The following is a 15,971-nucleotide window of genomic DNA, read 5'->3' on the forward strand; positions in this document are numbered from 1 at the left end:
GGAGAGCGGGCAGCGGTTCCACGAAATGCAGATGGAGCTGGCGCACGCGAACCGCGTCGCTACGATGGGCCAGCTCACCGCCTCGATCGCCCATGAAGTCAAACAACCGATCGCCGCGACGTTCACCAATGCCCAAGCCGCGCTGCGCTGGCTCGGCGCCCAGCCGCCGGAGCTGGAGGAGGTGCGGCAGGCGCTCGCTCGCATCGCCAAGGACGCCAACCGCGCCGGCGACGTCATCGGCCGGATCCGCGGCCTCATCGGCAAGGCGCCGCCGCAGAAGGATGCCTTGGCGATCAACGAGGCGATCCGCGAAGTCCTTGCGCTCCTCCAGGGCGAAGCGGTCAAGCACGGCGTCTCGATACAGACGCGGCTGGCGGAGGGCCTGCCGCTCATCCAAGGCGATCGGGTGCAACTGCAACAGGTGATCTTGAACCTGATCGTCAACGCCATCGAAGCAATGGCCAGCCTCGGTGACGGGGCACGGGACTTGCTGATCAGCACCGAGGCGGATGCTTCGGGCGCCGTGCGCGTCAGCGTACGCGATTCCGGCCCGGGGCTCGACCCGCAAAGAGTGGAGCGCCTGTTCGAGGCGTTTTACACGACCAAGCCCGGTGGCCTGGGCATGGGGCTGTCGATCTGCCGCTCGATCATCGAAGCGCACGGCGGACAGTTCTGGGCATCTGCGAACGAACCGCGGGGGGCAGTGTTCCAGTTCACCCTGCCTCCAGAAACGGCCGACGCCCCACCTGCCGAGCAAGCCGGCCAAGCGCCCGTAATGTAGTGTTGCGTGTCAGGGGAGCGCAGCGCATCCGGATCCCTCTGGAGCAGTTGTCAAGCGAATCGAGGAATTGACCCCTCCTATTGCCATGGTGCTGCTGTTGCGTATGCCGCAAATACGTTTGGAGCAAGAAGTCTGATCTTCATGCCGGAAAACGCCTCGACTGTTAAGGTCGACGCAGTTCGTGGTCTGGGCGCAGAGGTTCGCTTCTATTCGAATGACAGCGGACAAACTGAGATCTACGCCCGCGCTTTCGCGGACGAGCAAGGGCTCACATTCGTTTCCCCCTACAATGACCCGGCAATTATCGGCGGACAAGGGACGATTGGCAAGGAGTTGATTGAACAAGTCGGCCACATCGACGAAGTGTTTCTATCGGTCGGAGGCGGTGGTCTGCTCAGTGGTATTGCGGGGTACCTGAAGGGAATTGGTCGGTCCGCGTTTCCGCGTGCTCTCCCCAAACCGATCATGCGATGTACGCATCGGTCCAAGCCGGCAAAGTGGTTGTTTTCGGCGCTGAGCCAACAATTGCTGACGGATGCGCCGGTGGCATGGAGGAGGATGCGCTGACCCTGCCTCTGGTCTCGCAGCTCGTCGACGATTGGCATCTGCTTTCCGAGGAAAAGACAAAAGCCGCCATGCGGCTTTACATTGAGAATGAGAACCATCTCTTGGAGGGATCGGCGGGGCTGGCCATCGCCGCTTTGCTTGACACGGCGGAGCGCAATCCTGCTCGATTCAAAGAAAAGACAATCGTTCTTGTCATTTGTGGTTCACGCATTGGCCTCAAGACGTTGAGAAACCTGCTTTAAGTTTTCCGACAGTGAAGTTCGCGCTGTGTGGAGCATTTAGAGGGCATTGCCGAGATTGTGCTGCTCCGCCCGAACAAGGTTGGTGGTGAACTCGAACATTATACTCGTGCGTGCGCTTTGACCTTTGGGCTGGCCAGCTTCCTCGGCGGCAAGGGCCTCGGGGCGTTCGGGCCGCAGTCTGTCAAGGCCGTGACGGTTACGGCGACCAGCACCTCGCCGGGCATGAAAGCCAGTAGCGTCACAAATAGGCCCGGGCGAAAAATATGGCTGACGTGATAACTGCAAGTGTCAACGTGCCGGCTCGCACTACTGACGCGGGTAACAGCTTGCCGAGGTGCGCACCTAGCCAACCGCCAACAATTGCCCCACCCATCAGGGGAAAACAGTTCCGCCAACTGATAGCTCCAAAAATCACGAAGACCACAACAGCTATGCCGTTTGTAACATCCGGGGCGGATTGAGGGCTTTGATCTCGATGTCCTGCAATAGACTCCACGCCGCAATCATCATCAAACCGACCGCGCCGCCGAAGTAGCCGCCATAAATTCCAAGAATGAATTGCAGCCAAGGCCACGTAGTGCGGCGAGCGAGGCCTGTTGCTTTTGACCACGGCGAGGAGCTTTACTGCGAATTCCTTGCTTTGGCCAACTCATAGCGGAGGGCTTCCGGATGCCCAGCATGTCTCAACCGGTGCATACGCGTCTCACCAAGGTGCTAGGCTGCGATTATCCCATCATCCAAGCCGGAATGGGCGGGCCGGGTCGCTCCGAACTCTGTGCGGCGGTCAGCTCGGCCGGGGCGTTCGGCTGCATCGGCATGGTCAAAGAGAAGCCGGAGTTGATCAGGAGCGAGATCGAGGCGGTGAGGGGCAGAACGGATCGACCGTTCGGCGTCAATCTCGTTCCCTCCGTCACCGATCCGGTTCTCCTGGAGGAGGAGTTGGAGGTTTGTTTCTCTGAACGGGTCAAGGTAATCGTGTTCTTCTGGGACGTAAGGCCGGATTTGGTCGCCCGAGCGCGCGCAGCAGGTTGCAAGGTTCTCTATCAGGTTGGAAGCGTCGCCGATGCGATCGCCGCCGAACGCGCCGCGGCTGATGCAATCATTTGCCAGGGTGTCGAAGCGGGTGGTCACGTTCGTGGCAAGGTGACGTCGATGGTTCTCCTTCCCCAGGTGGTCGCCGCGGTGAGTGTGCCGGTCGTCGGGTCCGGAGGGTTCGGTTCAGGGGCGAGTTTGGTCGCGGCCCTCGCGCTGGGTGCTGAAGGCATTCATTGCGGAACGGTTTTTCTGGCGACCGACGAATGCTACGCACACGACTATCATAAACAGCGTGTCATCGACGCCGCCTCGGAGGACGCGATTTACAACGACGTGTTCGCGATAGGCTGGCCGCCGCAGTCCCCGGTCCGCACGATCGAAAACAGCGTCACCAAGCAATATGAGAACGACTTACTCGGACATGGTCCCGATGATTTTCCGCTCGAAGTCATCGCCCGCGACGGCGACGACGCGGTCTACCGCTTCAGCACTCACTCACCGTTGCGCGGCATGTCCGGCGAAATGGAACCCCTGGCGCTGTACGCGGGACAGGTCTGCGGTCAAATCAAGCAAGTTCGTCCCGCAGGGGATGTCGTGCGCGACATGGTCAATGACGCCAGACACGCACTCGCCCGTCTGCGTTCGCTGGAATAGCGGTGAGCCGATTCAATGCCGTCGAAACGAAGCGGCTCCGCAACAGTTCGAAGCGGCTGGCCCTGATTCCCGAAGCAGCGCGCGTGCTGGAATACGAAGACGAGCACGTCGCGGGTAAGGCATGAATAGGCGAGAAATCCCCAGTTTGCGCGTCGCGCGTATCTATTTGCGGGTCAGCACCGAAGAACAGGACCTGGCTCGCCAAGAGGCGATGGTAGGCCAAGCCAAAGCGGCCGGATATTACATCGCCGGCGTCTACCGCGAAAAGGCGTCGGGTGCTCGCGCCGATCGGCCGGAGCTGCTACGCCTCATCTCTGAGCTCCAGCCGGGCGAGGTTGTCATTGCGGAGAAGATCGACCGCATAAGCCGCCTGCCGTTGCCAGAGGCCGAAAAGCTCGTTGCCACAATCCGCGCGAAGGGCGCACGGCTTGCCGTGCCCGGTATTGTCGATCTGAGCGATATCGCGGCCGACGCTGAGGGGGTCGCGAAGATCGTCCTCGAGTCGGTGCAAGAGATGTTGCTGAAACTCGCCCTGCAGGTCGCTCGTGACGATTTCGAGGATCGGCGTGAGCGCCAGCGCCAGGGCATCGATCGAGCCAGGATCAACGGCAAATACGCTGGCCGACAGGCGGACACGGCGACACACGAAAGAATCGTCGCCCTGCGAACGGGCGGAAACAGCATCGCTCGCACTGCTAAACTCGTAGGATGCAGTGAAAGCCAGGTCAAACGCGTTTGGGCGGAGCATCAACGCTCAGAAGGCGGCATGCGCGTCGGCGAAAATGCAACCTAGACCATACAAAGTCGAATAGGTCGCAATTCGATCGTTTGCGGCAGAACCGGCATTAGGAGCGCGCCATAGCGACAAGAAATTACCAAATGTAAGCAGTCGCGCGTTTGCCCTCCGTGCGAAAGCAAGCCGAAGCAATCGGGCCTGTGCCGTTTCCGAAAAAGTGGCGGCGGCACCGCCGCGCTCAGAGATGTCTCTCCACGTATCCGTTTACAAAGTCCCATCCCATGCCGAGTGGTTGCCTGACCAGATCGTAATGATCGTTGAACCTCTTGATGAGATGGCCCTCCAGGTCTGGTTCCCAGATTGTCGCCTCATAGCCCAGTCGGCCGCTGACAAACACGGAAAACTCTCTGACCCGAAACGATCTTTCATCGTCTGCGCGCAAGAAGGCCTCCGCGGCAAGCGGGCTATCCGCTACGATGACATCGAGGAGGGGATCCGGAGCAACCGTCCTCCCTTACCAATCAATCTGCGCTATCGTTTCGCGATCCACGAAGCGGGTCATGCGGTTGCCATCATGCTCTCGACCTCGGACCGGTCCGTGGCCTCCACGTCGACACCGGTAGGGCGGCTAAATCGTTCCATCTCCGGTGGCGATCTTCTCACGCTCTCCTCATTCAGGAAGCCATTGCGTTTTCGCGGGCGTTGCGCCGGATCGTCTGGGGCGGCTGTCCAAGCGTCCGCAGAAAAGCCCGGCGCATGCGATCACTATCGGCAAAGCCGGTTTCCTCCGCGATCACGTCCATGGAGTGGCGACCTTGTTCCATCATCAGCCGTGCCGCCTCCACGCGCAGGTTCTCCACGGCCTTGGCGGGCGACTGACCGGTCTCTGACCGGAAGGCTCGGCTGAACTGACGCGCGCTCAAGCCCGCCGCATCCGCGAGCTCCTCAACCGACAGAACGCCGCGCAGGTTGGCCTTGGCGTACTCTACGGATTTCTGGATCCGGTCCGACTTCGGGTCCAGTTCGAGCAGCGCCGAAAACTGCGATTGGCCGCCGGCCCTGCGGTGGTAGACCACCAGCTTGCGTGCGACCGAGCGAGCGACGTCCTGGCCGTGGTCCTTTTCGATCATGGCGAGGGCCAGGTCGATGCCCGCTGTCATCCCCGCCGACGTCCACACGGTACCGTCGACGATGAAGATGCGATCCTCCTCGACCCTGACGGCCGGGAAGCGCTCCCGGAGTTGGCGTGCGAACAACCAGTGCGTCGTCGCCCGGCGCCCATCCAACAATCCGGATTCCGCAAGGATAAAGGCGCCGGTACAGGGCGCGGCCAGCCGTCGCGCGGTTCGCAGGGAGTGACGCGCGAATGCGATCAGCCCGGCTGTCACCGGCTCAATCGTCGTACCGGCTCCGAAGATCACGGTGTCGTAAGCGGTGTGCTCGTCGAAGGCTTTCGTGTTGACCCCAAAGCCAGCGGACGACTTGATCTCGCCGCCGGGTTCCGAAAGCAGCTCGATCTGGTAGGCCGGCTCTCCAAGCTGGAGATTGGCCATCTCGAAGGCAGTTACCGCTGCAAAACCCAAGAGCTGGAATCCTGGAAAGACGACGTAGCCGATTTTGTGCATGACGCACCACCCTTGTCTGTAACTGCAGTATACATCACATTTACGCCATCGCAAAAAGTCCTGTGTCCTACCGGACGTTGCTCAGATCGATTGACACCAGCGGCGGATCTTCGATGACGTTATCGTCCATGGCGCGCCCGGAGAAAGGCGCGGCGCTTCTTCGGAAACCGGATGCCGTCGGCCTCGTCGTAATCTCAGACGCGCTGTGCGGTCGCAAAGCCACCGGCGACTTTGCCACCCCGGCCTTGTTGCGGGGTCGCCACGCAGGTGAGAAGGAGCGGGCGGGTACGCACTCCGGCCTTCGCTAGATTGCGTACCCGTAGACGTCATCGCGAAGATTTATGACGGCAGCGGCTTGCCGGCCTGCTCCTGTACAATGTAGTCGGCGTACCAGTCCGGCCAATTCTCGTCATGCCTGCCGCCGGTTCGCTTCTCGTGTTCGCCATGGGCGGACGCCGCGCGCCGGAGTGTCGCCGCAAGCTCGGTCGACGAGGTGAACGTCGTAATGTCCGTATCCACGCGTCCAGGCAATCGCTCGGTGACTTCCTGGAGTAGCCATCCGTTGCCGTCCGGATCGCTGAACGAGGCGTAGGAGCGGTAGCTGCGCCGCTCGGGATCGCGACCGCTGACCGGCGGCTGTCCAGGACCGGCGCGGTGGATGATCTCGCTCACGTCGGCGCCACGACCGATGAGTTCGGCGCGCGCGGCCTCGATATCCGACACGACGAGATAGAGCCCGCTTGCCGAGCCGGGTGCGGCCGACGTCAACCCCGTGCCGAAATGGATCGAGCTCGGCGAGCCTGGCGGTGTGAACTGCACGACCCGGAATGTGTCACCGACAGCGAAGTCGGCGTCGAGCCTCCAACCCAGACCGTCATAAAAGCGCTTTGCGCGGTCGACGTCCGAGACGGGGATAACGAAGACCTCAAGTTTCAGGTCGGTCGTAGAGGTTTTGGTTGCACTGGTCATGGTTTTCTCCAATGAAGGAACGTGGCTGGGAAAGCGGCGCGCCGAGCGCGCCGTGGTTTTTCAAAGCGACTAGCGCAGCGACTTGAACGAGGCTCTGAGCTCCTGGGTGAAGATCTCCGGCTGCTCCCAGGCCGCAAAGTGCCCGCCTTTCGGCAGTCGATTGTAGTGGATCAGCTTCGGGAAGGCTTTCTCGGTCCAGCTGCGGGGAGCGGTGTAGATTTCGTCAGGAAAAGCACTCACCGCGACGGGGATGGTAACGCCCTTGGGAGCGAAGAATGCGAGCTTGCTCTCCCAGAAGAGGCGCCCCGAAGACAGCCCCGTGTTAGTCAGCCAGTAGAGCGTGATGTTGTCGAGGATGTCATCGCGCGTCAGCCCTTCAGAAGCCCCGTCAAAGACGCGGCCGATCAGCTTCTGGCTCTCCGGATCATGGTCAATCATCCACGCGGCAAGGGCGATGGGCGAATCGTCCAGGCCGTAGAGTGTCTGTGGCCGAGCCCCCATTTCCTGTGCATAGCCAACACGGTGCTTGTAGAAGAAATCGAGCTGCTTCCACGCATAGTCCTCGTCGCCCGTCAGGCCCGTCGGCTGCGGACCGCCGGCCAGCGCCGCTGAAATGTTGTCGGGAAGCGTGCCGGGCATGTTGGTGTGGATGCCAAGCAGCCCTGCAGGCTTCTGTAGCGCCATCTGCTCGTTGACGGCGTCACCCCAGTCGCCGCCCTGCGCGACATACTTCTTATAACCCAGGCGGTTCATCAGAACGGCCCAGGCCCGGGCGACACGCTGCGGGTCCCAGCCGAGCTCGGTGGGCTTACCGGAAAAGCCGTAACCGGGGATTGATGGAATTATGACGTCAAACGCATCGGCTGCCGTGCCGGCGTGCGCTGTGGGATTGGTCAGCGGATCGATGATCTTCAGCTGCTCTATGATCGAACCGGGCCAGCCATGGGTGATGATGACCGGCAGCGCGTTCGGGTGCTTCGACTTCACATGGATGAAGTGGATGTCGACGCCGTCGATATTCGTCACAAACTGGGGCAGGGCGTTCAGCCTCGCCTCGACCTTTCGCCAGTCATACTGGTTGGCCCAATAGTCGGCGAGCTTCTGCATCGTGGCAAGTCGCACGCCTTGGGTGTCGTCTCCGACAAGCTCCTGGTTTGGCCATCGCGTAGCCTTGACCCGCCGCTGGAGGTCGACTAGGGCCTCGTCGGTGGCACGGAACTGGAAGGGTCGGATGGTTTCGTCGATAGCCGGCTGGGCTTCGGACGCACCCTTTGCGGAAGCCTGCGCAACCTCGACGCCACTTCGCTCAGGAAAGTTTGTTTCGGTATGAGCCACGACTGTGGGAATAAAGATTGTGATCGCTCCAGCCAATGCATAAGCGGCAAGACGACTGCGCTTGCCAATTATCGAATAGGATCTCGACATGATCATTCTCCTTGTTTCGGGGATCGACGGAACGCCGCCGACATAGCCATACATTTCAATTGGTGAGGTCATTGGCGGTGGCGAGCGCGTTACGTCCGACGCGATATCGGGCGGCGGGCGCACTGCGGGAAAGGCTCGGCATCAGCTTCTGCCGCGCCGCTTCGTAAGCCTCCCAGTCGCGCGTGTCCGGAAGCGAGGGAATGGTGATCCGCTCGCCCTGATCGAAGCCTGCAAGGGAGGCATCCACCATGTCCTCGGCGGACATGACGATCTCGGCCGGCACATGCTCCAGCGGCCTTCCGGCTATGCCCCAGAAATCGGTTGCCGTAGCGCCCGGAAGAACGGCTTGGACTCGGACATTCTTGTCGGCAAGCTCCTTCTGGAGCGACAGGGTGAGGGCCAGCACGAAGGCTTTGCTTCCGCCGTACACGCCGTTCAGCCGTTCCGGCGCGATAGCGACGATCGAGGCGATGTTGATAATCGCGCCGGTGCCCCGTTTCACGAAGCCGGGCACTGCAGCATAGGTCAGCCGCGTCAGCGCATTGACGTTCAGCGTGATCATCTCTTCCATCTTGTCGATATCGGACGCCAGCAGCGGGGCGGTCGCGCCGATACCGGCATTGTTGACCAATGTGGTGATGCTGGCGTCGGTCCGAAGTACTTTCTCGACGCGGCCGAGATCATCCTTGTTGCCAAGGTCCGCCGCGACCACCTCGACAGCGCGGCCTGTTTCGTCGGTGAGACGCTCGGCGAGCGCATCGAGGCGCTCCTTGTTGCGGGCCACGAGGATCAGATCATAGCCCCGGCGCGCCAGCCGATCGGCATAAATCGCGCCAATACCAGAGGAAGCGCCAGTGATGAGTGCGGTACCATTCGAGTTCTCAGTCATAACAATCTCCATAGGTTGGAATTTCTTATCCTGATATTAGGCCAAGACTTACACGTCTCAAATGTCGTATATCCGTCGATTCGGGACATCCGGGCGACTACGTCGTCTTAAGGCAAGTAGGAGTTTGGCTTGAGGGTCGGGCACCCTTCCCGGAAAGACGGGAAGGTAAAGACAGGGGCTGAACAATGGACCAAGGTTTGGCGCTCGGGCTTATCTGACCTGAAGGAGCGCTACGGAGTTGGTCGCGCTCGATCGAAACGGAGGCTAAACTCTCCGGCCGGGCGGCATGAACTATCGAACAGCGGTGGGTCGCCGAGGCGAGCGGCCCATGACCCGTTTGTACGCGGTTCTGAAGGGCGACGGAGGGGGCAATCGTCGCAACCGATTCGCCTACCTCCCTGTCGGCGAAGCCGGCAATGATCGCGGCAAGTGTCGATTTCAGCGACCGCCTGCGCGGTTGATACGGAGCGACACGCGCGGGTGGGACGGGAAACTTCTATGTGCATGGCGTGATCGTATCAGTGATGAAAGGTTTTGGTTTTCGGCGCCAGGATGGGGGTATCATCGCCGGCCGTTGAAGCCGGCAATGATGCTTTCAAGCGCGACTCCGTTTACGATCCGGTCAAAGCAGCCGGATCGTGACGTCGATATTGCCGCGTGTGGCCTTCGAGTATGGGCCGATCTGGTGGGCCTACAGTCGGCCGCATAACCAAGCGTGCGTCCGATAGAAAATCGCAGGCGGGAGGAACTCACCCGAGGTACCCGGAGACGCCATCCCACAACAACTTCAACGCAGTCACCACCAGCAATCCGTAGCAGGCTCGATAGATCTGGTGCTGGTCCAGCATGCCGTGAATCCGCCAGCCGAGCCAAACGCCGCTGGGAATGGCGAGCAGACAAATCGCCATCAGCGTCCAGTCGCTGCCCGCGGGTCTCACCAGAAGCAGCCATGGTACGGCCTTGGTCGCGTTGCCGACAGTGAAGAACAGACTCGTCGTTCCCGCATAGACTTCCTTGCTGAGGCCGAGGGGCAACAGATACATCGCAAGGGGCGGTCCGCCCGAATGCGCCACCATCGTCGTAATTCCAGAGGTGAGACCGGCGGTGATCGCCTTCGGCGTCGATCGCTGCCGGAACGCCACCTTCCCGCCTCCGGCAAGCCACAGGCCGACGAACATCAAGGTGACAACCGCCATGATGATCGCGATGGCGTGATGATCCAGAAATCGGAACAGCAGATAGCCGAGCCCGATGCCGATCAGCAGTCCAGGCAGCAACCGGACGAGGTCCGGCCTCGACCAGGTCGAGGCCTTCCAGTAGCGCAGCGCGTACAGATCCATCGCGACAAACAACGGTGCGAGCAGGCCGCCGGCCGTCACCGGATCCATCACGATCGACAACAGTGGAATGCCGACAATGGCGAATCCACCGCCGAATGCGCCTTTCATGAAGCAGATCAGGAACACGCCGGCAAAGGCGACGAGGACCGTGGCCGCCGTCAGCTCCGGCGCAACCGATGAGGCTATCATGATAGCCTCGCCCGCTTGGAAGCGGTCATGAGCCCGTAGGCCGCCGCTTCGATCTCGGAACGTGCGAGACCGATGTCCTTCAGCGCGTCGTCGTCGAGTTCGCAAAGCCTCGCAATGGCGGCGCGGCGGACGAGAAAGCGAGCGATTTCTTCTGCGGGCCGGATGATGGTTGATAGCATTGTAGACATTGTTGTTCTCCAGTGGTTACTCTGCGGCAATGCGACGCCGTCGGCACAAGCGCTTGTGAAGCGCGGCCGGGTGCTCATTGACTGCAGCGTTGGTAGTGCCGGGTGCAATCCGGTTGACGTAGACAGTATGCTCCGATAAAATCTCGGTGCAATGGAAACATTGAACTCGGTGCAATAATGTCGAAGTCCGAATATCTGAAGCTGGCCGACACCATCGCCGCTGAGATTGCCGATGGCACGCTCAAACCCGGCGACCGCCTGCCGCCGCAGCGCAGCTTTGCCTACGAGCGCAAGATCGCCGCCTCGACGGCGAGCCGCGTCTATGCCGAGCTATTGCGCCGCGGGCTTGTCGTTGGCGAAGTCGGCAGGGGCACCTTCATCTCCGGGGAGGCCAGGCGCGGCGCGGCGGCGCCAAGCGAGCCACGCGGCATCCGGATCGACTTCGAGTTCAACTACCCGGTGCTTGCGGGTCAGACCGCGCTCATAGCGAAAAGTCTGGACGGTCTGGAGACGCCGGCTGCGCTCGATGCCGCATTGAGACAGGCGACCAGCGCCGGAACACCAGCGGTGCGAAGCCTTGCGGCCGCCCATCTTTCGCAGGGCACATGGTCCCCCGATCCGGAACAGCTCGTCTTCACCGGTAATGGGCGGCAGAGCATTGCCGCCGCGCTCGCCGCAGTCGTTTCCACGGGCGGCCGCTGCGGCGTGGAGGCCTTGACCTATCCCTTCATCAAGGGCATCGCCGCCCGGCTGGGTATTTCGCTGGTACCGCTGGCGATGGACGAAGGCGGCGTACGGCCCGACGCGGTGCGAAAGGCGCATCACGAGGCCCATCTCTCGGCGATCTACATTCAGCCCGCGATTCAGAACCCGTTGGGCATGACGATGACCAAGGCGCGCCGGGCCGATCTCCTGCACGTCGTCGAGAATCTCGATCTTCCGATCATCGAAGATCATGTCTACGGCTTCCTCGACGACGAGCCGCCGCTTGCCGCTCTCGCGCCCGATCGCTGCATTGTCATCGACAGTCTCTCCAAGAAGGCCGCGCCGGGCTTAACGCTGGGCTTCATCGTGCCGCCGCAGCGACTGCGTGAAAGCGTGATGGCTTCGGTGCGTTCGGGTGGGTGGACCGCATCGGGATTCGCGTTTGCGGCGGCGGAGCGGATGATAGGCGACGGCACCGTTGCCGAGCTTGCCAGGCTAAAGCGCCTCGACGCGCGAGCGCGCCAGAATCTGGCGGCCGATCGTCTTTCGGATTTCGAGATCCAGGCCAACCCGAAATGCTATCATCTGTGGCTGACGTTGCCAGCCCACTGGCGCTCGCAGAGTTTTGTCGCTGCCGCGGCCCGACGCGACATTGCGTTGACTCCTTCTACGACCTTCGCCGTCACGCCAGGCCATGCGCCCAACGCCGTCAGGCTCGCTCTGGCGGCGCCGACAATGGATCAACTCGATAGCGGCCTGCACACGCTTGCCGCGATGCTCAATAGCAGCGAGCACGATTTCGACTCGACTGAATAGGAAGGTGGGTCGGCTGCAAAAACGAAGGAAGGACCGGATTTGAAACCCCAGAAACGCTGGGTTTTTGAGGGTCGCTAGGAAATATCTGTCGGATTAAACTGGGTCTTCTGTAACGGGCTTTCCCGAGTCAATCCCTTTTTATTTTAGCTTAATCCCTCGCCGAGTGCTTGCTTCTGTTGGGGTGGACGGCCCCCCGAACGGCATCGAAATGTGCCAGAGTGAGTCGTTGTGAACTCAAGCAAAGGGAGCCGTCCGTGGACCAGATTATTCGTATTGGCATGGATACGTCAAAACATGTCTTTCTCGCTGACGAATTTGTGCAGTTAGATGGGCGCCGGAAGGAAGTGGAGGCAAAACTGATGGCCTGGTATCGAAATAACGAATGCTGCCGTCGTCTTGCAAAAAATCCCGGGTGTCGGGCCGATCGGCGGCAGTACTACTGGTGATGAAAGCGCCGGCGCCGGAGTTGTTTGCGTCGGGAAGGCAATTTGCCGCCTGGATGGAGCTGACGCCCCGGGACCATTCGACTGCGGGTAAGGTCAGGCTTGGTGTCATTACGAGGGCCGGAGATGAGGCATTGCGCAAAACACTGGTTGTGGGCGCGACCGCGGTGTTGCAGCACCTGCGAACGGGACGAGGAAGGAACGCTTCACCATGGCTTGTCGAATTGCTCAAGCGCAAGTCACACAAGCTCGTGCTATCGCGCTGGCCAACAAGATCGCCCGGATTTCCTGGAAGATGATTGGCCAGCGTTCATTTGTGAGCGCAACAACAGGCCGGACATATGAACGCAGCGATCCGATCAAAATCCTCATAAGAGTTCTTGCAAGGAGGGGGCCGTCCACATATGTCCGCAGTCGACGCTGCGCCGCTGCTCTATGGGGTCTGCAGAGGACCGGCTGGGCAATCTAGGGACGCGCAGTCACCTGAGTGCTGCTCCCACTTTAACGCCGTGTTGTCTCCTTCCCGCTCAGGCGGCCATGGCTGCCGCCGCCTTGTGGGGAATAAAGTTTGTTCTGTCCTTGAGCATGTGGTGCAACACCACCGCCAGCTTGCGGGCCAGCGCAACACGCGCCTTTCTGGGACCTGCACGTCCGGCGACCGCCAGCGCCCAGCTTTTAAGATCCGAGCCTTTGACCGGCCGAGTCAAGATGACGTTGGCCGCCTCGTAGAGCGCGGTTCGCATGCCCACATCGCCGATCTTCGAGATGCGACCACTATAGTCGGTCTCGCCCGATTGGAGCTTCTTCGGCGTCAAATCCGAAATGCGGCCCCCACCGCTCGTGATGATCGAAAACGCTCAGGCGCGTCAACGGCCGACACAAATGTCAGAAAGGGCGAGATTGAGCACACCAATGACTTGGTGACGGCTCTGCTCATGATGTCCCGCGATTGCGTTAAGCGGGACGCCTTTTCGAGGCCCGACCGCGCCGAGACCGCCTGTGTCATGAACCTTCATTTACCGGTCGATACAGCCGTCGACGAAGAGATGGGCGCATGCGCGGGCTCTGGCTATAATCTGGTCGTCGGAGATGTCGGAGACCTGTCCCAGCATGACAGCGCGCTGGGGTTCCATGGCCATCATTCCTCGCAGCATCCCGGTGGCCAGCGCGACGTCGTCGAGACGGACAGCCTTCAGCTCTACCTGTCTTGTCAACCACTCTTCCATCGCCTTGCTGGTGCGCTTGATTGCCTGTTCGTAGAACACGGACGCGATCTCCGGAAAGCGATCGGACTCACTGAGGACAAGCCTCGTGATGATGATCGTTTCGGAAGACAGGGTGAGCCTTCCGTAGGCGACCAGAAGACGTTCCAATCCTTCCTGAAGAGAGAGTCCAGACAGGCTCTGGGCGTCGAGTCCGAGAAAATACCTGCTGATCTTGGTCGAGATGACGTCGGAGAACAGGTCCGCCTTGGCGGGGAACAGCCTATAGAGCGTCTTCGTCGAGACGCCCGCGGTCTGAGCGATCGCGTGAATGCTGGCGGACGCATATCCGGCTTTCTTGAACTGGTCGTTCGCCGCGTCGATGATGACACTTCGCGTCTCCTCGTCCGACCGGACCTGCGGTCTGCCGCGCGAACGTTTCTCTACCTGGGCATTTTGGTGCATCTTTAATTCCAATGTTCCTATTGGCGCACCATAGTCATAATTTAGGAAAATATCAAGTTTCCTAAACTAATCGATCGTTTCGGTCCACGTCGGTATCGTTTCCAAGCGGCTGGAAAAGCTCGTCAGCACCGAGCGGATCGTAAAACGAGGGCCGACCGACAACACGGAGACGAGGCGAAGAGCCAGAAAGAGACCCTTTCGGGCCATGCGACCGAGCGAAGGCGCCCGCCATTTTCGAGCCGAAGGCTATGCCGAGCCGTGCTCGCGATCGCACTGGCCATCCGGGAGGGCGCGCGGATCACTTTTATTTTGGAACATGATAATTTTCCAAATTCTTCTTGACATCGCAAACATAGCGCATATTTTGGAAAATAGAAATTTTCCTTAATGCGACCAAGCGGCTGCGGCCCAAGCGACGGCAACCGAAAATCAGGAGTGATCTCAATGGACGAGAACGTTATCGCACTGACTGGCAAGCCCGACCGCAAGGCTGCCGTATCCGAAATACCCGCACAGCCTGCAACTGCGGAAGCCGCACAGCCGGCTATCGCGACACCGGTTGCCGCGCCGACTGCTTTGATCGACGCCAAGAAAAAGGGCGGCGGCATCAAGAAGCTCGCAATGAGCGTCTCGCTCTTCGCAGTCATCGCAGGCGCTGCCTACTACGGCCACAACTACTGGACGGTCGGACGCTTCGAAGTCGCGACGGACGACGCTTATATCAAGGCCGACAACAGCGCGATCGCGCCCAAGATCTCGGGTTACCTTGCCAAGGTTCTCGTCGGCGACAACCAGACGGTCGAAGCCGGGCAGGTCCTTGCGACGATCGACGATCGCGACTACGCGACGGCGCTCGAGCAGGCGAGGGCGGACGTCGATGCGGCGCGCGCCACGGTCGCCGCCAAGAAGGCTGCGCTCGAAACACAGCAGTCCGTGATTGCGGCTGCACAGGCGTCCGTCGAAGTCGACCGCGCCAACGAGACCTTCGCCGAGCAGAACGACAAGCGCTACTCGCGGCTCGCCACCAACGGCTATGCTCCGGTCCAGACGGCGCAGCAGGCGTCGGCCCAGATCGCTGCCAACCGAGCCACCACGGCTCGCGACGTTGCGGCGCTCGAAGGAGCGATGAAGCAGGTTGACATCCTCAAGGCCGAACTGGCCCAGGCGGCCGCTGCGTTGGCACGCGATCAGGCGATCCAGCATCAGGCCGAACTCAATCTTTCATACTCGAATATCGTTGCTCCGATCGATGGCGTCGTCGGCAACCGCACTCTTCGCGTCGGCCAGTACGTCCAGGCAGGCACGCAGCTCATGACGGTTGTCCCGACAAAGGCTGCGTATGTCATCGCGAACTACAAGGAAACGCAGTTGACGGACGTGCACCCCGGACAGCCGGTCGACATCGACGTCGACATGTTCCCCGGTCATATCTATCACGGTCGCGTCGAAAGCCTGGCCCCTGCCAGCGGGCAGGAATTCGCTCTCCTTCCTCCCGACAACGCGACCGGCAACTTCACGAAGGTCGTCCAGCGCATTCCGGTGCGCATCGTGCTCGACGTGGAAAGTGCAGCCTCGGGCGATCTCCGCCCCGGCATGTCCGTCACCCCAACCATCGATACCAAGACCGGCAAATAGCCGCCCGGCGAACCGACAAGGATCCAGGAGGATCAAGTCATGACTAACGTCACAACGTTGCCGAC

12 protein-coding genes and 5 pseudogenes are annotated in these 15,971 nt (G+C 60.8%); 8 read left to right on the forward strand and 9 right to left on the reverse strand.

The genetic code is table 11. The features are described 5' to 3' along the window. Window positions 1-22: 22 nt before the first annotated feature. Window positions 23-781: pseudogene (locus ISN39_RS21540) on the forward strand (ATP-binding protein); the annotation flags it as partial. Window positions 782-922: 141 nt separating this feature from the next. Then, a pseudogene (locus tag ISN39_RS36535) lies at window positions 923-1,590 on the forward strand (pyridoxal-phosphate dependent enzyme). Between the two features lie 238 nt (window positions 1,591-1,828). Here ISN39_RS36535 and ISN39_RS37940 read toward each other — a convergent pair. Beyond that, window positions 1,829-2,154, reverse strand: a pseudogene (locus ISN39_RS37940) (sulfite exporter TauE/SafE family protein); the annotation flags it as partial. Between the two features lie 114 nt (window positions 2,155-2,268). Here ISN39_RS37940 and ISN39_RS21555 point away from each other — a divergent pair. The 3 genes from ISN39_RS21555 to ISN39_RS21560 are packed head-to-tail and all read left to right on the forward strand — an operon-like array spanning window position 2,269 to window position 4,072. Then, window positions 2,269-3,279: a nitronate monooxygenase gene (locus tag ISN39_RS21555; RefSeq protein WP_246763373.1), complete on the forward strand. Its 1,011-nt coding sequence runs from the start codon at window positions 2,269-2,271 to the stop codon at window positions 3,277-3,279. A 2-nt stretch (window positions 3,280-3,281) separates the two neighbouring features. Continuing rightward, window positions 3,282-3,404, forward strand: coding sequence for a hypothetical protein (locus ISN39_RS37670; protein ID WP_267903808.1), 123 nt, complete (start codon window positions 3,282-3,284; stop codon window positions 3,402-3,404). After that, window positions 3,401-4,072: a recombinase family protein gene (locus ISN39_RS21560; protein ID WP_194730367.1), complete on the forward strand. Its 672-nt coding sequence runs from the start codon at window positions 3,401-3,403 to the stop codon at window positions 4,070-4,072. The genes ISN39_RS37670 and ISN39_RS21560 overlap by 4 nt, the downstream gene beginning before the upstream one ends. Before the next feature lie 617 nt (window positions 4,073-4,689). On the opposite strand, the gene ISN39_RS21565 is transcribed toward ISN39_RS21560, so the two are convergent. From ISN39_RS21565 to ISN39_RS21590, 6 genes are all read right to left on the reverse strand, one after another. Next, entirely contained in the window at window positions 4,690-5,640 is a 951-nt protein-coding gene (locus tag ISN39_RS21565; RefSeq protein ID WP_194730368.1) for a GlxA family transcriptional regulator, read from the reverse strand. 339 nt (window positions 5,641-5,979) lie between these two features. After that, window positions 5,980-6,609, reverse strand: a complete 630-nt coding sequence (locus ISN39_RS21570) for a VOC family protein (RefSeq protein WP_194730369.1) — start codon at window positions 6,607-6,609, stop codon at window positions 5,980-5,982. 69 nt (window positions 6,610-6,678) lie between these two features. Then, window positions 6,679-8,034, reverse strand: coding sequence for an epoxide hydrolase family protein (locus ISN39_RS21575; protein WP_246763374.1), 1,356 nt, complete (start codon window positions 8,032-8,034; stop codon window positions 6,679-6,681). Between the two features lie 55 nt (window positions 8,035-8,089). After that, entirely contained in the window at window positions 8,090-8,923 is an 834-nt protein-coding gene (locus ISN39_RS21580; protein WP_194730370.1) for an SDR family oxidoreductase, read from the reverse strand. A gap of 749 nt (window positions 8,924-9,672) precedes the next feature. After that, complete coding sequence (locus tag ISN39_RS21585) at window positions 9,673-10,452, reverse strand: sulfite exporter TauE/SafE family protein (protein WP_194730371.1); 780 nt, start codon at window positions 10,450-10,452, stop codon at window positions 9,673-9,675. Next, the gene (locus ISN39_RS21590; protein WP_022713686.1) at window positions 10,449-10,640 is read right to left on the reverse strand and encodes a DUF1127 domain-containing protein; all 192 of its coding nucleotides are present in this window, start codon (window positions 10,638-10,640) and stop codon (window positions 10,449-10,451) included. Before ISN39_RS21590 ends, ISN39_RS21585 begins: the two co-directional genes overlap by 4 nt. Before the next feature lie 177 nt (window positions 10,641-10,817). On the opposite strand from ISN39_RS21590, the gene ISN39_RS21595 reads away from it, so the two are divergent. Together ISN39_RS21595 and ISN39_RS21600 are read left to right on the forward strand one after the other, a co-directional pair. Continuing rightward, window positions 10,818-12,161: a PLP-dependent aminotransferase family protein gene (locus ISN39_RS21595; RefSeq protein ID WP_194730372.1), complete on the forward strand. Its 1,344-nt coding sequence runs from the start codon at window positions 10,818-10,820 to the stop codon at window positions 12,159-12,161. Window positions 12,162-12,499: 338 nt separating this feature from the next. Continuing rightward, window positions 12,500-12,914: pseudogene (locus ISN39_RS21600) on the forward strand (transposase); the annotation flags it as partial. A gap of 217 nt (window positions 12,915-13,131) precedes the next feature. On the opposite strand, the pseudogene ISN39_RS21605 reads toward ISN39_RS21600, so the two are convergent. After that, window positions 13,132-13,493: pseudogene (locus ISN39_RS21605) on the reverse strand (transposase); the annotation flags it as partial. Window positions 13,494-13,620: 127 nt separating this feature from the next. Beyond that, window positions 13,621-14,271, reverse strand: a complete 651-nt coding sequence (locus tag ISN39_RS21610; RefSeq protein WP_194730373.1) for a TetR/AcrR family transcriptional regulator — start codon at window positions 14,269-14,271, stop codon at window positions 13,621-13,623. A gap of 444 nt (window positions 14,272-14,715) precedes the next feature. On the opposite strand from ISN39_RS21610, the gene ISN39_RS21615 reads away from it, so the two are divergent. Then, complete coding sequence (locus ISN39_RS21615; RefSeq protein WP_194730374.1) at window positions 14,716-15,906, forward strand: HlyD family secretion protein; 1,191 nt, start codon at window positions 14,716-14,718, stop codon at window positions 15,904-15,906. Window positions 15,907-15,971: the final 65 nt, after the last annotated feature.

The organism is Rhizobium sp. 007 (genome assembly GCF_015353075.1).
Lineage (GTDB): Bacteria > Pseudomonadota > Alphaproteobacteria > Rhizobiales > Rhizobiaceae > Rhizobium.